This is a genomic window from Luteipulveratus flavus, assembly GCF_029439465.1.
GTDB lineage: Bacteria > Actinomycetota > Actinomycetes > Actinomycetales > Dermatophilaceae > Luteipulveratus > Luteipulveratus flavus.
This window is the reverse complement of record NZ_JAROAV010000032.1, coordinates 14,338-34,873: the sequence shown is the minus strand read 5'-3', so window position 1 is coordinate 34,873 and position 20,536 is coordinate 14,338. Positions and strand designations below refer to the sequence as shown.

The following is a 20,536-nucleotide window of genomic DNA, read 5'->3' as shown; positions in this document are numbered from 1 at the left end:
GGTCAGCCCGTGAAGTACGATTCGGTCGCAATCAGTGCCGAGAGCACGGTGGTCGCGGAGTACATCCCGGAGCCAAGCGACAGCGCGTCGTATCAGTCCGAGGCAGCCCTGGAGCAGCAGTTCATCGCTCTCCTCGAGTCGCAGGCCTACGAGCGCCTGACACTCACATCCGAGGCCGATCTGGTCGCGAACCTGCGTACCCAGCTCGAGGCGCTCAACCACGTCACGTTCTCGGACGCGGAGTGGAAGCGGTTCCTCAACGAGAAGATCGCGGGCAAGAACGACGGTATCGCCGAGAAGACGGTCCGGATCCAGGAGGACCACGTCCAGCTGCTGACGCGGGACGACGGCTCGACCAAGAACATCTCCCTGATCGACAAGAAGAACATCCATAACAACCGTCTGCAGGTGCTCAACCAGTACGTGGTCGACAAGGGTGGCGAAGGTGGCGGGACGTTCGCCAACCGCTACGACGTCACAGTGCTCGTCAACGGTCTACCGATGGTCCATATCGAGCTCAAGCGGCGCGGGGTTGATATCCGTGAAGCGTTCAATCAGATCAATCGGTATCAGCGCGACAGCTTCTGGGCCGGCTCTGGCCTGTTTGAGTACGTGCAGCTGTTCGTGATCAGCAACGGAACACTGACCAAGTACTACTCGAACACGACCCGCGATCAGCACATCAAGGACGCGAATAGGACCAAGAAGCGGGGCAAGCAGACCTCGAACTCGTTTGAGTTCACCTCGTGGTGGGCCGATGCGACCAACAAGCCGATCCGCGACCTGACCGCCTTCGGGAAGACATTTTTCGCCAAGCACACCATCCTGGCGATCCTGACCCGGTACTGCGTGCTGACGAGTGATCGGATGTTGCTCGCCATGCGTCCGTATCAGATCGTGGCGACCGAGCGGATCCTTCAGAAGGTCGAGGTCTCGACCAACTACAAGACGCTCGGTTCGGTTGCGGCGGGTGGGTATGTCTGGCATACCACCGGCTCTGGCAAAACGCTGACGTCGTTTAAGACAGCGCAGCTGGCGTCGAAGTTGCCGTCGGTCGACAAGGTCCTCTTCGTTGTCGACCGCAAGGACCTGGACTACCAGACGATGCGCGAGTACGACCGCTTCGAGAAGGGCGCGGCCAACTCCAACACCTCAACCCGCGTCCTGAAGAAGCAGCTCGAAGACCCGGGTGCGCGGATCATCATCACCACGATCCAGAAGCTCGCAACGTTCATCAACGCCAACAACGGCCACTCGATCTTCGACGGCCACGTCGTGATCATCTTCGACGAGTGCCACCGCTCGCAGTTCGGCGACATGCACACCGCGATCACCAAAGCATTCAAGAAGTACAACCTGTTTGGTTTCACCGGCACACCAATTTTCGCCGCCAACGCTGGGAGTGGCGGCAACGTCAACCTGCGCACCACCGAGCAGGCGTTCGGCGACAAGCTGCACACCTACACGATCAAGGACGCCATCACCGACAAGAACGTTCTGCCGTTCAAGATCGACTACATCAGCACGATCAAGGTCGGATCGGTCATCGACAAGGAAGTCTCGGCGATCGACCGCGAACGCGCCCTGCTGTCGCAAGAGCGGATTCAGAAAGTTGTTGGCTACGTCCTGGAGCACTTCGACCAGAAGTCGAAGCGGGCCAGCGGGTACACCCACTCGATCATCACCAACGTTGCCGAGATGGCCGGCCAGCGACGCGGCGCCGTTGAGGAGCTGAAGCAGGCGCAGCGGGTCAAGGGCTTCAACGCGTTGTTCGCGACGGCTTCGATCAAGGCGGCTCAGCTCTACTACAACCAGTTCCAGATCCAGCAGATGGACGTGCCCAAGGACCGACAGCTGAAGGTCGGGCTGATCTACTCGTATGCGGCAAACCCTGACCTTGAGGACGGTGCGCTGGACGAGGAAGACTTCGACACATCCGAGTTGTCCGGTGATGCGCGCAGCTTTCTGGAAGATGCGATCCAGGACTACAACGACATGTTCGGCACGAGCTACGACACCTCGGCCGACCGGTTCCAGAACTACTACAAAGACCTCTCCTTGAGGATGAAGAACCGTCAGATCGACCTGGTCATCGTGGTCAACATGTTCCTGACTGGGTTCGACGCCACCACGCTCAACACCCTGTTCGTGGACAAGAACTTGCAGTCGCACGGCTTGATTCAGGCGTTCTCGCGCACCAACCGGATCCTCAACTCGGTCAAGGTAGCGGGCAACATCGTCACGTTCCGCGACCTGGAGGAGGAGACCAACGACGCCATCGCGCTGTTCGGCAACAAGGACGCCAAGGGCATCGTCGTCCTCAAGCCATACGGCGATTACTACAGCGAGTACGCCGAGGCAGTCCAGAAGCTGCTGGAACAGTTCCCGCTCGGGCACGTCATCGAGGGCGAGGCCGCACAGAAGGAGTTCATCCAGCTCTTCGGCATGATCCTGCGGCTGCAGAACATCTTGACCTCGTTCGACGAGTTCGAGGGCAACGAGATGCTCACCGGGCGCCAGAACCAGGACTACCGCAGCGTCTACCTCGACCTGTACGCCAACTTCCGCAAGGACACGACGCCGGAGAAGGAGTCGATCATCGACGACGTAGTCTTCGAGATCGAGCTGATCAAGCAAGTCGACATCAACGTCGACTACATCCTGATGCTCGTGCAGAAGTACCGCGACGAGCACGGCGACGGGGACGACAAGGAGATCCGCGCCGAGATCAGCCGCGCTGTTGACGCCAGCCCGAGCCTGCGCAACAAGCGCGACCTCATCGAAGACTTCGTCGACCAGGTGTCGCCGAAGGGCGAGGTCGACGACGAGTGGCAGACCTTCATCGCAGCCCGCCGCGAGGCCGAACGCGAAGCGATCATCACCGAGGAGAGCCTCAAACCCAAGGAAGCTCGGAGCTTCATTGAGTCGGCCCTCCGCGCCGGAGCCGTGCGGGCAACCGGCACGGCCATCACGGAGGTGCTCCCGCCAGTTTCGCGCTTCTCCCCTGATGGTGAGCGCGCGCTGAAGAAGCAACGCGTGCTCGCGCGGCTCTCCGACTTCGTCGAACGCTTCATCGGGCTCGGCTCCTGAGTCCTACCTGGGCGCCCCGGCCGGGGTGGCATCCGTCGTGCGGGCTCTTCGATGCTTCGTCACACGCTGTGCAGCTCGTCGCCTGGCGGGGTGAGGTCGATGCGGAGAGCAGCGACTCCGTCCTCGCTCAGCTGGCGCTCACGCAGTGCGTTCACCAGGTCCTCCTGGCGCGGCTGCCCCAGCGCGAGCCGGTATAGCGCGACGTCACGCCGCACGCTGTCGTACCTCGCTCCGTCCGTGCTGAACGCTAGCGGCGCGACGTGTCTCTCGATGCGCGCCGGCCCGGGAAAGACCCAGTCGGGCGTGAAGTCGCCGTACGTCTCGCGGAACTCCGTCGCCACCGAGTACGCGCGCGACCAGGGATTACCCGAGTCATCCGCGAGCAACGCCTTCCCGTGCCGATCGGCGATGTTCTTGCGCACCGCATGCCCGCGAAAGCGGTCGACCCGTCCCTCGCGCTGCTCGAAGTCGACCGGGTTGGCGGGCGTGTTCCAGTGGAAGATCGAGTGACACCACCAATGAAAGTCGATTCCTTCCTGCCCCACCGATGTCGAGGCCAGCACGAACGGCCAGAACGGTGAGTTGAACGCCGCCCGCACCTCCGGCTGACGGGCGTCTCCGTCCGCAGTCGCCTGCCGGGCGCCGTACCGCAGCGCGAAGCCCACACCCATCGGGATCGGTTGCTGCAGGTTCTGTACGTCGAGCGCCTGGTAGGGCACGCCACGCAGGCTGATCGACCGCCCTGCTCTGTCGATCAGCGCCGCCAGCGACTCGTCGGTGAGGGGCTGCCCGCCTCCGTCGGCCCAGAAGTGCAGCAGCCACTCGTCCAGCACCGCCTCGAGGTTGCCGTCGGCGGCGTACTGCAGGACCTGGCTCCAGTACGGCCGCCGAGAATCGCCCCGTGGATCGACAAGCTTGGTGACGTCCGGACGGTTGAACAACGAGCGCAGTCCGTCAGCCAACGTTGCTGCGGCGCAATGGATTCCGTCTTCGGTGACCTCTGCACCTCCCGCGGCCTCGGCGAGACGCCGGATGACGCGCAGGCTGATGCACCCAGGAGCAAAGAGCGCGACCCTTGCCAGTACGTCGAGGTCGTCTTCACTCGGCGCCGCGCGTGGCCCGTCCAACGCGTTCGCCGCTTGACTGACGTGCTGCTGCACACCGCTGCTCTGCACGGCGTCAGGATGGTCTCCTTCGTCCGACGGGGTCGACGAGCCGCGTACCGTCCGGAACGCTTCGACGACCGGATACACGCCGTCCGCAAGAGGCACGTCCTCGCTGCGGTCGACGTCGTCGATGTCGCCCCCGATCCAGTTCGCGCGGTCGCTGAACGCGACGCGCCAGACGTTCGGCCGCAGCGCGCCCTCGTCCGTGAGGTCAGTGTCCGAAGCGCCCTCGTCGCCGTCCGTGCTCCCGTAGGTGTCACGCAGCGCGTCCCGGACCACGGCGACGGCTTCAGGCGAGGAGAGTGCACCATCGTTCGCGCGTGCGAGCGCGCGCGGATCGCCCAATGACGCGAGGCGCGTCAGCGGCCACATCACCAGCAGCGTCGACATCCTGCCCGGCTTGCCGGCGCGCATCGGGAACGACAGCCCCTGTGGGATTCGAGCGCGAGCCTCTGTCGTGTTCGCCGTGTAGCTCGTACCTTCGGCGATGCGCCGCTCCGCCTCGTAGCTGAGGACCGACGCCACCGCGGTCGGCGTCGCCTGCCACGACGAGAACAGCAGCCGCTTCGTCATCGTCTGCGCGACCTCGTCTGCGTACACGCCGCCAGGCTGGAGGTACGGCAGCGACGGCGGCATCCAGAGGAACCGCCACCACCCCTGGTCGAGCGTGTCCCCGACCAGAGCACGCATGCGGGCGCCGCCGGGATCGAGTGGCTTGAACGCGCGGACGCCCTCCACCGAGATCGCCTGAGCGGCCCTGAGAGCCGACCGCACCTGCGCATCGTCGTCTTGCGTGCGCTCGTCCTGGAGCCGCGTACCCAGTCGGTATCCCTGGCAGAAGGAGGCGAAGTACGGAGCGCTCTTCCAGTACTCCGGCGTGACCAGCCCGTGGTCGCGCTCGTGCGAGACGAGGTCTGCGACGCGCTGAATTGCCACATAGCCGCTGAGATCGGACGCCGAGATGTCGCCCGCCACGCGAACGCACTCACGTGTTCCGGCCTCTGCGGTGATCACCGGCCGCTCCCAGCGGCTCATCACCTTGCGCAGCGAGTCGCCGAGTGCGCCGCGGACCTGCTCGACGTCGCGGCCGGAGCGCAGGGCGTCACGGTACGTGGCGAAGTCGCGCCTGATCTCGTCGACATTGATAACGGGGCGGTCCGCGCGCCCGAGGAAGTTCAGGAGGGCGTAAAAGTCGTCTGCGTGGTTCTCCTCCTCCTCGCCGTACGTGAACGGCTTGTACGGCGTCGCAGAGAGCAGCAGAACGCGCGCGTCGGGGTAGACGAACAGGTGATGGGCGAGCTCGCCCTGCGGCGTATCGGGGTCGAGGAGCATCCGGAAGCGCTGGAACTCATCCAGGATGATCAGGTCGGGCTCAAGCGTCGCGACCGAGCACTGCGCGAGCGTGGCGCGCAGCTCGCCCGTCAGGTGCGCCACGCGGTCCCACAGGTCGTCCGGCATCTTTCGCCGGCCCTCGAGCTCGTCCAGGACGCGGTCGACACGGGTCAGCAGACCGTGACCGCCGACGAGCGGGCGAGATCGAACGGCGCGGATGAACTCCGTGACGATGCGCGGATCTGGGCCCGACTCGCCGATTTCTCGGCGCAGGTCGCCGACGTATCGGTCCCTGAACCGTTGGCGGGTGGACACGCTTCCTTGCAGCATCAAGTACAAGGCGGACTCTCGCGGTTTGGTGAGCTGGCCGTGCTTCTTCGTCAGCGCCTCGACCAGCATCAGGAACACCATGGCGCGCTCTTCGCCCTTGCCCGCGCGGTTGCCGTGATCGAAGGATGTGCCGGGCGTGAACGACACGAGGTTCACCGGCTTCTTGGTGTTGCGGTCTGCGCTGCTCGCCAGCGTGCGAGAGTGCTTGGCCAGCAACGTGAGGCGGCTCGGGAACGCCGTCTCGCGTTCACCGGTGACGTTGAGCCGATTGAGGTTCTGCTTCGCAAGGTCGGTGTTGGAGCAGACATAGACGATGTCGATGCGATTGATGGATGGGTCATGCTCGAGCCGCTCAATCGTGCGAGCGATCACTCCCTTGGCGACGATGCTCTTGCCGAGTCCTGTCTCGTCGGCCACCAGAAAGTGCCTGCTGAGGGGCTCGTCACGGTCGTCGCCGTGGAAGCGGCGCATGACGTGGTCGACCGTGCGTCTCTGGAAGGTGGTCAGGCCTGCCAACACGGAGTCGGCGCTGAACGGACGAGCACTCATGATGCGCGCACCTGCCCTCTCGCCTCCCGCACCGTTTCCCAGAACGCCTCCCACCCGTCGGGCATCAGGGCGCGACCTCCATCTGTACGGCCGAGGCGGCGCATGATGTCGTCGATGCTGTCGATCGCCTGCGGGTTGCTTGCCAGCGCTTGCAGGACCATCTCGAGCTCGCCCGAGCGGCCAGCCGTCCAGGTGCCATCGGACTCTGCTTCGCTCGCGTTAGCAAACTCGGCGAGCACGGCAGGGTTCCCAAAATCGAGCAGCATCCGAATCAGCCGCATGAGCTTCTCCGGCGTATCGATCTGGCGGGCGATGACGTGGTCGAGCCGGTCCGTCGGCTCGCCGACGAGGTCGGCGACGACCACAGTGGAGACCTCGACACCCAGCGGTGCGTTGACTCGTACGGTGACGAACGCCGAGACGTCCGGTGTGGGTACGTCATCGAACTCAAGGTGCGGCGATGTGCCGAGATCGACGGACTGCTCTCGACCTGGGCGGCTGAGGAGGCCGACCTGGCAGGCCCAGTCCTTGCGGAGCGGATATGCGCCGGCCGCTGTGACCGTCAGCAGGTGGTTGGCCCCGGCGCCCGGCATCACCGTCACGGTGTGCTCCAGCGCTGCGATGGTGCGTAAGACGTACTCGACCTGAGCCTCGAGTTCGTCTCGGTCGCTGAGCGTCTTGCCGCCGGTCGCAGGATACGCGCTGATGAGCTTGCGCATCGGGGCCTCAGGTCCGAGCAGCGAGTCGATGCCTAACTCCTTGGTGGGGCCGACCATCTCGACCATGAGCTCGATGTTGTCGGCTAACGCGGCCGAGGTCGCGTTTGCCGAACCGATCAGGATCCGGGCGCGGGACCACCGGCTACCGGCGGGCTCGAGGACGACCATCTTGGCGTGCAGATCCGCTCGCATGCCGGCGAACACGGGCTTGTCCTGCGCTTCGTCGACGTCATCCGGACTCGTTGGAGCGGTCCCGGCTGCGGGGTCGAGGACGTACGTGGTCAACCCCGCGAGGGTGTCCGGGTTGAGCATGTCGAGCTGGTCCGGGCGGGCGACGAGGTGCCGCTCGTCGGCGTGCTGCGCGATCGTCTCGATGCCGAGGTCGTTGACGAACGGCGAGATGACGCACGCGCGAGTCGCCCGCCAGTCGAGCGGCGTGCGTCCGGGTGCCAGGTGGTGGAACTCCAGCGACTCGATCCCGTCCGGGCGCTCCCACTCGACCAGACGAACGTCATCGGCGAGCGCCTCGACCGTTGCGCGCCGGTCGGCAGACAACCCGTTGGTGCGCGAGAGGTACTGGATGAAGGAGTACAGCCCGTCGTTGCTGTCCTGTCTTCTCGTCGCGACGCCGGCCGAGTCGAGTCGCACGACGAGGTCCCACGAGCTGTCGTGCGTCAGGTTGCGGCTCATCACCAGAAGCCGGTACGCCGGCGTGCCGGCGTCGTCGACGAACTTGAGCAGCCACATCTTCGGGTGGAAGAGCCCGCCGCGTGGCGGGGCGATCTGGTGGACCATCGGCTCCAGGAACGTCACCAGGTCAGGTGCCTGCCGCGGGACGCCGATCATGCCGGCCTGGCAGAAGATCGTGACGCGGTCCGCCGCGCGGCGGATGGACTCAAGGAGCACCACCGGGTCGGAGGTGCCGTCCTCGAGACCGAACGAGGTGAATGCGAGCGGCGGGAGGAGTGCCGCGGTCAGGTCAAGGGTGAACGTCGTCGCGACTGCAGCCTCGACGTGCGAGCCCTGGGGCGGACGCAGCCCGTCGAGCAGCAGCTCGCGGAGAGTGGGGTCGAGCATCAGGCGTCTAGCCCTTCGAGGATGTCGCGGACGAGTACACGGATGGTCGCCCAGCGATAGTTGAGGCGCCCGACGGCCGACTCGCCAGACCATGTCTCGAGCATCTTGTCGTTGGTGAGGCGCGACTGCTGTCCCTTACGGCGCTCGCGCTCGGCGACCAGGTCGCGCATGGACTTGTTGTCAGCGACCTGGTCGACGCCGTACTCGCGGAGCAGGCGGATCCACTGCTCGACGAAAAGCCTTGTCAGATACGGGGGCTGGCCTGCCTGCTCGACATACGACCACATCTCGTCCAGGTCCCATGCACCGAAGCCGGCGTGGTTCCCGATGTCCTCGGCCCAGCCGTCGAGGTATTGGCGGTACTCCTCGACGCGGCCGCTGAAGCTCGTGAGTCTTGCGCTCTCGCACCGCTCGGCCACGAGCAGGTTGTACACAAGGTTCGCGCCTTCCATAGCGAGGCTGAAAAGGCCAGCCTGACGCACGTCGGGCCGCGCCGCGAGGCCCGGGACCTCCCACGGGCCACGCCTGCCTTCCAACAAGTGAAGATCGACATCCGGCGCCATGAGGTCGGCGAGGGCAGTGTCCGCACACGTGGCGAGGATGCGGTCGCGGAGCCATTCGGCCTCACCGCGCGTAAGAGCGAAACCGCCGTGGGTGGTGAATGGGAACTCCTCCGGTGCCTGAGGCAGGTCCGGTTGCCAGTCGGCGTCGGTGCGGTGCTCGAGCTCGGTTGCCATGTCGTGGGGCCGGGATGGCTGGCCGAGGAGGCTCATACTCGAGCGCGGGGTGATGCCCCACCGCGTGAGCGTGCCCCAGTAGATGGTGCTCGGAAGGTTACGGACTTCGCGCCCGACCCGACGGCCGATCACTCCAGCGCCCGTCGCGGGTTCCTCCCGGATGAGCGTCTCGACCAGATAGCGCTCGGACCGTGCCGCGGCGGCGATGTGCTCTGGGCCGCGCCTACTGGCGGCCGAAGGCGCCTGGAAGCACCAGGGCACGAAGAGGCAGTACCGCGCTCGCGTGAGCAGGACGCTGGTGCCTGGGAACAGCAAGTTGCTGAATGCGTCGCGCACCGTGCCGATGCCGAGCTCGTCCCGGCTCTCCAGCTGCGTGAACAACCGCGCGATCTCGTATGCCTGTCGCCGTTGCTCCGCCGACGTGTCGAGCCAGGCGATGGACGATGGCATGCGTTGGCCCTCCCGGAATTAGCGCGGCGAACGTTCGAAAGTCTATGGAAGACGGGCCAACTGCGAGGGGTTCCAGCTCAGCGCATCGTGACTCGGGTGCGGGACGGGGATGGGGCGATGGTGGGAGTGTGCAGCTCTCGTACGCCCTCGTCAGCTCGCGCCGCGCGGGAGGCCGTAGCTGCTCGCCCGGGCGCGCTCGTACCAGCCCTGCGGCACCCACGTGCGCGACACGTACTGGGGGTGCTGGGCGTGGCAGCGCCGGGCCCAGATCGTGAACAGCAGTGCGGCCCAGACGCTGTCGACGATCCAGGAGACCTGTCGCCCGTCATCGGTGGAGCCGGTGAACTGCATCTGGTGCGACGCCATGAGCTGCGCTGTCGTCATGGAGCCGTAGTCCCAGACGAAGAATTTCGCCGCGGTCTGGAAGCAGGTGCGGTGGGTGGTGACGTGCAGGTGGCCACTGCTGATCGGTGTCCAGCGCGGGACGGCTGCGGCTGCGGCTGCCCGCTTCCTCCGCGAGTTGCCGGCGATCTGCGATGCGGCGACTCCGAGGGTGAGCGCGGCGCCGAGACCTCCACGTGCGTAGAAGAAGCTGCTGTTGTGCATGTACGTGCCGTCGCCCGCGGCGAGGAAGTCGTACAGCGTGAACGACCCCTGAGCCAGGACGCGCTCGCCGTCCAGCAGCGGGAACGTGGTGGCGAGCCGCGGCCGGCGGTGGAGGCTGCCCTGGTCGAGGGCCGCGTTGATGTCGACGGTGTGCCAGATGGCAGCGTCCAGGTTGCTGAGGTCTGGCTGGTTCGGCGGCTGACGCATGCGACTCCCCTACCGTGCGGCATTTCGTGCGACCTGGCGTGCCCATGCCTCGACGGTCCAGACGTACAGCACGACCCAGATGCTCGCCATCACCGTCATGACCCAGCCGCCATCGACGAGAAGGAACAGAACACCGACCTTGAAGATGACCGCAGCGAAAATGACGTAGCCCTTGGTGATACGAGCCGACAGTGCGCGAGTTCGAGCCACGGTGTAGCCGATGACCCACACAGGCACGAGGAACATGCCGCTGCTCAGGGATGACCAGTCCGAGTTCAGGATCGACTCGCCGACGATCTCCCCGATCGTGTACGCGATCAGCAGACCCAAGGGCAGCAGGGCCCACCCGCGCGGACGACCCAGCCGAGGGAGAGGCGCGCCGTACGCCCCGCCCGGCTGCGACCAGGTGTGGGTCGGCATCGGTGGCCCCTGCGGCCACGCGGCCTCCTGTGGGCGGTGGCCGCCCCAGTCGTCGACGATCTCCGGCGAGCCGTCCACGATGACGTCGTCACGTGCCGTGAACGCGTCGTCACCGACTTCCTCACCCCAGTCGTCCTCTGGCAGGACCGACTCCTCCACGGGGTCGGGGTCAGCATGGACGGCGCGGGCCGAAAGCCCGTCGTCGTACGCGCGCCGACTGCCCGGCGTACCCAGTGCCTCCCACGCGCGGTGCAGCTCCTGGGTTCGGACGACATCGCCGCCGTCGCGGTCGGGATGGGCGTCCCGCATCTGGCGGCGGTACGCCTGGCGGAGCTCGGACTCGGTCGCGTCGGGCGCGACACCGAGCACGTCGTAGTGCGTCATCGGCCCAGCTGCGGTCGGGACGCCGGGGCATCGAGAGCGGGCTGTTCGGCGAACGCGTACGTGCGCTGTTCGACCTGCCAGTGCGTCGCGCCGTGCAGGAGGCTGCCCACCACGACGATCGCCTCGCGCCCGTCCAGCCTCAGCGCGCTGACCCGATGGGTCGGTGTGATGCTCCCGCGGTTGAGCCGAACCGCCTCGGCGATGAAGTGCTCCGGCGCGGGCGCACGACCCATCACACTGCGCCGCACCGGCTCCGGCAGGAAGGCGAGCTGGCTGAGCGCGCGCTCGTGTGCGCGGCTTGGCTTCTCGGTCGCACCGGTCGTGGCCGCGGCACCAGCCGATGCTTCGGCCCGAACGTGAAGGTCGATCGCGACCTTACCTAGCCGGCGACCGACCGGACCGTGAGGCCGGTAGGTCGTGGTCGTCGCAGGGCCGTACGGTCCGGTCACACCCATCGTTCCGTTGGCGCGAGGCGCAAGCGGCTGCTCCTGGACGGCGACCAGGATCTGGTCCTCCGAGGCGCGGAAGCCCACCCGCCGTCGGAAGTACGCGTTCGGATCCGTTTTGCGCCGCCGTACGAGCCCGTCGTCGCTGACCGCGTCGGCGAACCCGGCATCGGACCGGCCGAGCAGCGGCGCCATCTCGACGAACTCGATGACCGTGCCTTCCCAGCGATCACCCTCGGGCGCGCGCCCGGCGCCGACCGCCGTCTGAGGGCCTCGGCCCCGCGGCGCTGGGCGGTTGACACCGCGCTCGCGACGTCCGTGAATCAGTTCCCCCACGCCAGACTCCCCTTTGTTGGTGCAGCTCCCCATCCGCCGTGTGGATCGTACGCACGCTCGCCGACGTGGTGTGGCTTCCGAGGTGCGGCTTGTGGACAGCGGCTCGACTCGCTCGGGAGGTGTGGATAACGGGCGCCTCCGGGTCGTCAATCGTTCAGCCGGCGGGGATCGAGACGGACACCACCATCGGCTGGGCGAGCTTGAACGGCTTGGTCAGGATGCCGTCGGTGTTCACGCCCTTGACCGAGCCGCTCGGCTGATACTTCACCGTGCCGGTGGTGAAGTTCTCGGGCACCTTGAACACGACGGTCGAGTCCGAGCCGGCGTCGGCCTCCTCGGACACGCGACCCGCGCCGGTCTCCAGCCAGTACGCGGATCCGGCGACCTGGAAATCGGTGTCGGTGTCCGGCCGGTTGGTCACCGGGACCTCCAACCACGCCTGACCCTTCGGAGCCCACCCCATCCGGGTGTCGAACGGCGTCAGAAAGACGACCGGGACACCGCCGCCGAACGTGGCCGTCTTGTCGTACTCCTTGTACTCGGGGTCGAAGCCGACCTTCACCTCCTGCGAGGGCCACGTCACGTTGGTCTGCTGCTGCAGGTTCTTTCGGGTGTTACCGACCGTCGACACCGACCCGGTCGGGGCGCCGCCGGTGAGCGGGAGGGACAGCGCCTGACCGTCGACGGTCGCTCTGAGGCTGGCCGCCTGACCGTTCGCGGACGAGACGAAGAGGACGTACGACTGCCGCTCCGCACCCTTCGAGCAGGGCAGGCTCTTGCAGGTGATGGCGACGGTCGTCTGCTCGGACTCGTCGCCGTACGAGGTGTCCTCGCCGATCGTGGCGCCGTGGACGGACAGCCGCTGGCCCCCGACCGAGATCGACAGGCTGGTGGAGGCGTCCTTCGCCCGGGAGTCGGTGCTGTACCCGTAGCTCGTGCTCGCGTTCGGGTCCGGGTACGGGCCGCCCGGCTCGATCGTGACGCGGTACGCGCGCAGCTGCTGGCCCTCCGCGGCACGTGACGGCACCGCGGGAGCCGACGGCACCGGTGCAGGCGCCGTCTCGGTGTCCGGTGAGTCGGACTCGGACCAGCCAGTGTCGTCGTCGGCGGGTGTCGGGTGGTCGATCATGCCGGGCACGGTCGTGGGCTGGGCCTCCGCCTCGACCGTGATCGTCGCCGACGGCGTGACGAGGCGAGCGGGCGAGGTGAGGTTCTTGAAGGTGAAGCCTGTCTGCTGGCCCGCCTCGGGCAGCAGCGCCGCGTAGTCGCGCAGCGTGGACTGCGGGGCTTGCGGCTCGGCGAGCTTGCTGCCGTCGCCGGGGGTCGCGCCGTCGGGCCGGACGAGCAGACCGGGGTCGACCGTCGTGCTCTGCTGCACCCCGTTGCCGAGGACGGCGTTCGACTCCGTGGCGACGGTCGCGAGCACCGCGGGATCGTCCGTGGCCATCACGCTCGCGTCGTAGGTGTCCCAGACCTGCGAGGCGCTGCTACCCGCGCGCCGGATCGGCCCGCAGAACACCTTTGGCACGACGGTCTCGCTGCCCGCCGACTCCCGCCGGAAGAAGCACGAGGAGGAGTCGGACACCGACGCCGACTTGGCGTCGATGGCCGCCTGGTTGACCGAGAGGAACTGGGAGCGCGCACCGTCCAGCAGTGCCTGCGGGTTCGTCACCTCTGATCCGCCCATCACCACCTTCTTGATGGTGCGCGCGTCGTGGTCATCGCCGCCGCACGCGCTGACGCCGGCGCCGAGGGCGACGGCGAGCACGGAGGTCTGGAGTCGCTTGCGCGCGTTGAGCATCGTGAGTGTCCCCCTGGTTGAGCTGACCTGGCGCGAGCCACAGCCAACGGTCGTCGCCGCTCCCGTGGGTGCGTGGACCTCGATCCTTGACCAAAGCTTGACCCCGCAGCCACCCTGAAAACCGTTGATAGGCAACAGGGTCCGACACCAGGAGGCAGCACCCAAAGCGGCTCGGTCGGGCACGATCATGCCCGAGATCACACGACTGGACCCCTGCCCATCCACAGCTGTGGACAACTTTCACGGACGGTTCGACGTTCCGGGCAGGATCGGGGCGTCGGAGATTGGTCGGGCCCCAAGACCGCACGTCGCGCGCGTCCTCGGCGCACTCACGGCGGCTGAGACCCAGACTTCAGGGGGCTTCTGACTCATGCAGTCTCGACCTGCGCGTACGGCCGCCGCGGCTGCCGTCCTGGCCGTCGCCTGCGCCGGCGTGCTGTCCGGCTGCTCCGAATTAAAGGTCTCCGGCTACGAGTCAGCAGCTACAGGTCGTGCCGGCAAAAAACCGTCTGCTCGACCAGCAGTTGCATCGGACGGTCACGCTGATCGAAGATCGCGCGCACGTTTCACGAAGCCGCGAGATCGCTCGATCTCCCACTGCACCCGATCGGCATCCTTGGGGTACTCCTCCAGCATGCGTTCCCAGAACTTCACACCGCCGCGGCCGAACAGCTCGTACAGATCGGATTCGCCGACGACGGCACGCCGTCCCGCCTCGCGCTCCAGGCTGACATCGATGTACCGTTCCCGAACTCGCTGAAAATTCAGGTAAAGTTCTTGCCCAGGGAAGCCCATTCGGATGTGATCCGTGGTCACCAACTCGGAGAGGGCTCCACCCAGAGCGGTCCACAGGAGGCCGACTTCATCCCAGGTCTCATCGTCCAGGACGACAACGCCGCCCAACTCGAGGTCGATGGTGCCACTCAGCGCGTACCAAGAGTGCTTGCGCGGCAGGGAGTCCGACAGGTCCGTGAAGGTTTTTCCGTCGACGGTGAATCGCGACGCGATCTTCATAGTGATTTCTCTTCCGGGTAGAACATTCTGATGTATCCGTTGTCAATCGCCATCACCCATGTCGCTCCGTCAACCCGGGCCTTCAGTTTGCGGTAGTCGCTTCCGGTGGTGGCGATAATGTGTCGGTTCGCGAAGAGAGTCGCCCGAATCAGTCGCTCCATCTCTTGAAGTGAGGTCTCGGGGTCCACAAATGACTGACGCTTCTTGACGCTGCCGTCCCAGTACTGAGGATGATGCCGTGCAAGGAAGTGGTGCATCCGTTCGCGCGTTAAGGCAATGGCGTCGTGTCCCACGGTGACGTGCATCCCGTCCCAGTTCTTCAAGACAGCGTCCAACGCCGTCGTCCGGGCCTTGACGGTCTTCCTTGCGTACACGCCCGGGTCCAACCTGCCATGGGTCGGCCCTGTACGGGTGTCCGGGCGCGCAGCTGCCGCCGGCTGGTCGGCCTGGTGGAGCCAGACGCCGTCGTGCTGCGTGGGGCCGGCCGGGGTTCGCCAACCGCTGCCCGCTGCCGCGTGAGCGGGACGCGGACCGGAGGGCAGCCGCTCGCTCAGGTGCGCGACCTGGTCAAGGGATCGCGTGTTCAGACGCCCCGCGCTGCTGGCCAGTGCGCGCTGCGCCGAGGCGAGCCGCTCGATGGAGGTGGCTCGCGCGGGCAACCGCCGGGCCGCCGCGCTCAGCGCGCCCTTGAACGCCGTCCGACCGGCGACGGCCGTGCCGCCGGTGGCGTACGCGCTCAACGCGTCGGGCAGGAAGCCGCCCGCGGTGTAGTACGGAGAGGTGCCCCATGTGTCCCAGCCCACGCCGGCCTTGGCCGTGCTCCAGAGCCGGCCACGCGCCTCGCCCGCCGGGCCGACGCCGAGCAGCGTGGCCGGCAGGGCGGCCGGGTTCGCCACGGTGCCGAGGTCGGTGGTCAGCTGCCACAGCCCGGACCAGGCGGCTCGCGACTCCCTGGTCGTGCCCACCTGCGCGAGGTCGCCCACGAGTCCGACCAGCCCGACGACGCTGTCGGCACCTCCCCGACCGACCAGGTAGACCTGGGTGAGCGTGCCGGCGTGCTGCCACGCGGCCGGTGTGCCCCACGGGGTGTCGCCGGCACGCGCGAGCTGCCCGTACCCGTCGGCGGTGAGTCCGTACACGGTCGGGTCGGTGACGGTGGTCTGACCGACGGGCTCGTAGTGCGCGCCGACGGAGTAGAGCCGGCCGAGCGCGTTCGCGCAGGTGCGTTGCGCCTCGTCCAGGTCGGCCTGCAGCTGGTTGCACCGGTTCAACAGCGCTTCTTCAACGGCGAGCCGGCCGAGCTCGTCGATGCCGGTCCAGCGCGCGGCCTTGTCCAGCAGTGAGCCGCCGTGATCCTCGGGACGCGCGTTGTGGTCGCGAATGTCCTTGGCCAGCACGGATTTCGTGCGGCGCAGCTCGTCGCAGCGATTTGCGTACGTGATCAGCGCGGACCCGGCCTTGCGCGCGAGCGACTCCGCGTCGCGCGCGTGGGTCTCGGCGGGGCTCATCGCCTGGAGGACGAGGTGCTGCTCGGGCGCGTGATAGCTGTGCGCCAAACCGGTCCACCCGCGGGTGATCGTGCCGGCGTGGGTGTGGATCGCACCGGCGGCTTCGGTCAGGTCGATCACGGCGTCGCGGATCGGCTGGCCCGCATCGATGGGCGGCAGCCCGCACTCGGTCAGACTCACTCGGGCGCCTCACGGCCGGGGCGGCGCAGGGCTTTCGGGGTCGTACGGCGTGAGCCGGGCGGTGTGGGGCAGGGCGCGAGTCCGGCGTTGCGCTGGGCGTCGGCGGCCATGTCCAGCTGGCCGCGCTCGTAGAACCCGATCGCGGCGTTCGTGCCGCGAATCGCGCTGCCGGTCCTCCCGGCGACCTCGTCCAGGTGCGGCACGACAGCGGAGGTGGTGAGGTCCGACAGGGCCTTGGCGACCAGCGGGCTGTACGTCAGCGCCGATCCGAGCGTGCCCGTCGCCGTCTCGTAGCCGCGGAACTTCCCCTGGTACGCCAGCGCGCTGGTGGCCGCGCGGCTCACGACGCCCAGTGCGTCGACGTGCGCGATGTTCCACTGCGTCATGCCCTGCCCCCGTCATGCCGCGCGTCGGTGCTGTCGGGTCGATCCTGGGCGAGGTCACGACGTCGCGCGCGGGTCCATCCACAGCTGTGGATGACGCGAACCTCGTTGGTCCTGAACGCCTAAGGTGCACGGCCGGCCCCTGCCGACCGACCGGCTCACCTGTGGACGACTCGCACGGGGTGGTCGGCATTCCGGGCAGGATCGGGGCGTCGGGGATTGGTCAGGCTCGCAACACCCCACGTCGGGTGCGGGCTCGACATACTCACGACGGCTTAGACCAGATCTCAGGGGGCTTCTGACTCATGCTGTCTCGACCCGTGCGTACGGCCGCCGCGGCTGCCGTCCTTGCCGTCGCCTGCGCCGGTGCGCTGTCCGGCTGCGGGGGTGACGCGGACGCCGGCGGCTCGCCGACCGCCCCCTCGTCGTCATCGAGTACGCCGCTGGCCACCTCGACCTCGACCGCCGTACCCGCGAGCTCAGCCGCTCCCACATCGAGTGCGTTGGGGCCCGGCCTACCCGGTGTTCCGCCGGACGCTCGCGCCAACACCGAGCCCGCTGCGATCGCCTTCGCCAAGCATTACTACGACCAATTAAACCGGGTGCGGATGTCGCCCAGCGCTGGCTTGCTCGACGGGTACGGCCTAGGAACGTGCAAGCCGTGCTCGGGATTCGCCGCCAACGTCAAAAAGATGGCCTCATCGGGTGAGCGAAATTCTGGGCCGGCCGTGCGCGTTCTTGACGCCCGGCGCCTGACCGCGGAGCGCGGCATGATCATTCAGGTCGACATTGACCAAGAACCCGTCTCGGTCCTCGCCCGTGACGGTTCAGTGGTTCGGAGCTACCAGTCAGTGAAGGGGGTCCAGACCGTCGTCTTCCTGACCTGGTCGGACGGGGGCTGGCGAATTGCGAACATTCAGATCGGAACAGCATGAGAGATGCAGCGCCGTTACGCTCTCGGTTGCTATTCGTCCTCGTCCTGCTTTTTGGATGCCAACTCTTGGCGAACATCCCAACCGCAGTCGCCGACGACTGCGGTGACGGTGGCGTGATCGTTAGCTGCGTCCGAAACGGCGGGGTACATGTCGGGCTCCGACAGGACCACGTGTTCGAGAAGAAGGGTGAGTGGAAGCCAACGGGTAACGGCAGCGGCAAGGGAACGGGGGAGCCCATGCTGGTGCCGTATGAGTACACGACAACGCTGGCGTGCGCGAACGCCGACCCGGACGATCCCGATGCGTTGGGCTGTGCGAACGCACTCACCGCGTGCACGACAGTCCCGAACGCGACCGGCCCCTACTCGCGCGTGTTCCGGAGGCTGCTCGGACCTGGCGGGGACAAGTCCAGCTGGGAGCTGGTCGGTGACACCTGCTGGCCGGAGAAGGTGCCCGGTGACAGCAAGCCGCAGCTCACGATGGCGATGATCAAGGAGGCGTGGTCGCACACAGCGTTCGCGAAGCCTGCCTTGTCGATGCAGCCGGTGGGCAACAAGACATTGGTGACGTTGCCGACCTACTTCCAGGTGTCCTGGCCGACCGAGGGCTTTCAGCCCGACGAGGTGCGGGCGGTGACGCTGCTGGGGCAGCGGGTGGAGGTCCGGCCGCGGTTCAAGCAGGTCACCTACTCCTTCGGCGACGGCGCCTCGACGACGACCACCTCGCTCGGTGGGCCGTACCCGACGGGTGACGTCACGCACGCCTACGCCAAACCGGCCACGGTGACGGTGTCGTCGACCGCGACGTACGGGGGGCAGTTCCGGCTTGGCGGCGGGGCCTGGGTGGATGTGCCGGGCACCATCGACGTCGCCGGCCCGACTCAGCAGCTGCAGGTGCTCGCGGCCAAGAACCGGCTGGTCAACCAGTAGCCGGCCGAGTCTCCCTGTGACTCACGGGGTCTCGATACGCGCCTCCGCACGCTCCGGCGCTACTCGACCAGCGGAATGGCAAGCTCCGGCGCTACTCGACCGGCGGAATGGCAGGCGCCTCCGCGCGCTCCGGCGCTGCTCGACCGGCGGAGCAGCGGCTACCGGACGGTGAGGAGGTCGTTGTCGACCACCGCCTGGAGTGACAGCGTCCGGTAGCCCTCGCGCTCGAACAGCACCGTCAGCCGGTCGTCCTCCGTGCCGAGCACGACGCCCTCGCCCCACTCTTGGTGCAGCACAGGCGTGTTCGTCGGGAACACCTCACCCGCGCGGTCGACCTCGGGCACGTCGTCGACCCCGCCCTCGCACTGGTCGCAGTGGCCGCACAGCTCTTCCAGCTCTTCACCCAGGTAGCGCAGCAGGAACTGTCGCCGGCAGCCGGCGGTCTCCGCGTACCCGCGCATCATCTCCACCCGCGTCTGCGCGACCCGCTCACCCGCGTCGGCGATCTCGACGGCGAGCCGTACGGCCTCGGCAGGCTTCACGTCGCTGGCGAAGGCCCGCGACCGGCGTACCCGGACGACTCCCGCCTGCTCCAGCAGGTTGACCGACTGGGTGACCCTTCGCGGCGAGGCGTCGATGTCGCGACGCAGGTCGGCCGTCCGGACGCCGTCGGAGCCGGCCTTCCGCAGCGCGTGGTAGACCGAGCGCAGCGTGTCCTCGTCGCCGCCACCGCCGGCGTGGAAACGGTGCAGCCCGAAGTCCTCCGGCCGGTAGAACAGGATCGCCTCGGCCGGCTCGCCGTCGCGGCCCGCGCGCCCGACCTCCTGGTAGTAGCTGTCCACCGAGTCCGGCACGTCCGCGTGCACCACGAACCGCACGTCCGCCTTGTCGATGCCCATCCCGAACGCTGACGTCGCGACCACCACGTCCGCCGAGCCGCTGGTGAAGTGCTCGTGCGCCGCCTTCCGCTCCGACGCGCGCATACCCCCGTGATACGCGACCGTCTTCAGCCCGCGCTCGGCCAGCGCCTCCGCGTACGCGGTCGTGTCACGCCGCCGGGAGACGTACAGCAGCCCCGGCGTCGGCAGCCCCGCGACCGTGTCGAGCACCGCGTTCCGCTTGGCCGCCTCGTCCATCGAACGGCGCATCTCCAGGCGGATGTTCGGCCGGTCGAAGCCGCGGACGATGACCAGCGGGTCGCGCATGCTCAGCCGCTCGACGATCTCGTCCCGCACCAGCGACGACGCGGTCGCGGTCAGCGCGAGCACCCGCGGGCGACCGAAGCGCTGCACCGCCGCCCCGAGCTGCAGGTAGTCCGGCCGGAAGTCGTGCCCCCACGCGGTCACGCAGTGCGCCTCGTCGACGACGAGCATCACCGGCCGTAGCGCCGCGAGCCGCTCGACGACCTCATCCCGGGCCAGCTGCTCCGGCGCGAGGAACAGGACGTGCCGACCGCCGCCCTCCAGCGCCGCCCAGATCTTGTCCGTCGCGCGGACGCCCTGCGTGGAGTTGAGCGTGGACGCGGTGACGTCGGCCCCGAGCCGACCGATCGCCTGCGCCTGGTCACGCTGCAGCGCGATGAGCGGCGACACGACAATGGTGAGCCCCTGGAGCAGGATCGCCGGCAGCTGGTAGAGCGCCGACTTGCCGTGTCCCGTCGGCATCACCGCGAGGACGTCGCGTCCGGCCATCGTCGCCTCGAGCGCCTCGCGCTGACCTGGCCGCAGCGTGCCGAAGTGCAACGTGTCGCGTGCTGCCCGATCGATGTCGAACTCGACGTCCTCGACGAGGATCGCCGAGGTCTGCTCAGACGGCACGAGCCGCGTCCTGGTCCATCACGCGGAGAACTTACCCGGCTGCGGGGCCAGTGATGCGCCAGTACGCCGAAGTCGAGTCTCCCTGTCCCGCACCGGGTCTCGATACGCGCCTCCGCAAGC

General features: G+C 67.5%; 14 protein-coding genes. 3 read left to right on the top strand and 11 right to left on the bottom strand.

Annotated features, from left to right (window positions below; translation table 11 throughout):
• The first annotated feature begins 9 nt into the window (after nucleotides 1-9).
• Nucleotides 10-3,090 (top strand): type I restriction endonuclease subunit R, encoded by a 3,081-nt coding sequence (locus P4R38_RS13035; RefSeq protein ID WP_409201264.1) that lies wholly within the window; start codon nucleotides 10-12, stop codon nucleotides 3,088-3,090.
• Between the two features lie 59 nt (nucleotides 3,091-3,149).
• Here the strand turns inward: P4R38_RS13035 and P4R38_RS13030 are convergent, their stop codons facing one another.
• From P4R38_RS13030 to P4R38_RS12985, 10 genes are all read right to left on the bottom strand, one after another.
• Nucleotides 3,150-6,467, bottom strand: coding sequence for a DEAD/DEAH box helicase (locus P4R38_RS13030; protein WP_277192498.1), 3,318 nt, complete (start codon nucleotides 6,465-6,467; stop codon nucleotides 3,150-3,152).
• A complete protein-coding gene (locus P4R38_RS13025; RefSeq protein ID WP_277192497.1) occupies nucleotides 6,464-8,263 on the bottom strand; it encodes a phospholipase D-like domain-containing protein in 1,800 nt (599 codons plus the stop codon). Before P4R38_RS13025 ends, P4R38_RS13030 begins: the two co-directional genes overlap by 4 nt.
• On the bottom strand, nucleotides 8,263-9,450 hold the full coding sequence (locus tag P4R38_RS13020; RefSeq protein WP_277192496.1) for a DUF6361 family protein: 1,188 nt from the start codon (nucleotides 9,448-9,450) through the stop codon (nucleotides 8,263-8,265). Before P4R38_RS13020 ends, P4R38_RS13025 begins: the two co-directional genes overlap by 1 nt.
• Nucleotides 9,451-9,600: 150 nt before the next feature.
• The gene (locus P4R38_RS13015; RefSeq protein WP_277192495.1) at nucleotides 9,601-10,263 is read right to left on the bottom strand and encodes a hypothetical protein; all 663 of its coding nucleotides are present in this window, start codon (nucleotides 10,261-10,263) and stop codon (nucleotides 9,601-9,603) included.
• 9 nt (nucleotides 10,264-10,272) lie between these two features.
• Nucleotides 10,273-11,067 carry a J domain-containing protein gene (locus P4R38_RS13010; protein ID WP_277192494.1) on the bottom strand — a complete coding sequence of 265 codons (795 nt, stop codon included), beginning with the start codon at nucleotides 11,065-11,067 and terminating at the stop codon, nucleotides 10,273-10,275.
• Entirely contained in the window at nucleotides 11,064-11,849 is a 786-nt protein-coding gene (locus P4R38_RS13005; protein WP_277192493.1) for a hypothetical protein, read from the bottom strand. Before P4R38_RS13005 ends, P4R38_RS13010 begins: the two co-directional genes overlap by 4 nt.
• Before the next feature lie 154 nt (nucleotides 11,850-12,003).
• Nucleotides 12,004-13,650, bottom strand: coding sequence for a hypothetical protein (locus P4R38_RS13000; RefSeq protein ID WP_277192492.1), 1,647 nt, complete (start codon nucleotides 13,648-13,650; stop codon nucleotides 12,004-12,006).
• Nucleotides 13,651-14,187: 537 nt separating this feature from the next.
• Nucleotides 14,188-14,664, bottom strand: coding sequence for a hypothetical protein (locus P4R38_RS12995; RefSeq protein WP_277192491.1), 477 nt, complete (start codon nucleotides 14,662-14,664; stop codon nucleotides 14,188-14,190).
• Complete coding sequence (locus P4R38_RS12990; RefSeq protein WP_277192490.1) at nucleotides 14,661-16,292, bottom strand: hypothetical protein; 1,632 nt, start codon at nucleotides 16,290-16,292, stop codon at nucleotides 14,661-14,663. Before P4R38_RS12990 ends, P4R38_RS12995 begins: the two co-directional genes overlap by 4 nt.
• A gap of 56 nt (nucleotides 16,293-16,348) precedes the next feature.
• On the bottom strand, nucleotides 16,349-16,738 hold the full coding sequence (locus tag P4R38_RS12985) for a DUF6507 family protein (protein ID WP_277192489.1): 390 nt from the start codon (nucleotides 16,736-16,738) through the stop codon (nucleotides 16,349-16,351).
• Nucleotides 16,739-17,055: 317 nt separating this feature from the next.
• Between P4R38_RS12985 and P4R38_RS12980 the strand changes: the two genes are divergently transcribed.
• Together P4R38_RS12980 and P4R38_RS12975 are read left to right on the top strand one after the other, a co-directional pair.
• A complete protein-coding gene (locus P4R38_RS12980; RefSeq protein WP_277192488.1) occupies nucleotides 17,056-17,670 on the top strand; it encodes a DUF6318 family protein in 615 nt (204 codons plus the stop codon).
• A 170-nt stretch (nucleotides 17,671-17,840) separates the two neighbouring features.
• Nucleotides 17,841-18,599, top strand: coding sequence for a hypothetical protein (locus P4R38_RS12975; protein WP_277192487.1), 759 nt, complete (start codon nucleotides 17,841-17,843; stop codon nucleotides 18,597-18,599).
• Nucleotides 18,600-18,757: 158 nt separating this feature from the next.
• Here P4R38_RS12975 and P4R38_RS12970 read toward each other — a convergent pair whose 3' ends face one another.
• The gene (locus P4R38_RS12970) at nucleotides 18,758-20,416 is read right to left on the bottom strand and encodes a RecQ family ATP-dependent DNA helicase (protein WP_277192486.1); all 1,659 of its coding nucleotides are present in this window, start codon (nucleotides 20,414-20,416) and stop codon (nucleotides 18,758-18,760) included.
• Nucleotides 20,417-20,536: the final 120 nt, after the last annotated feature.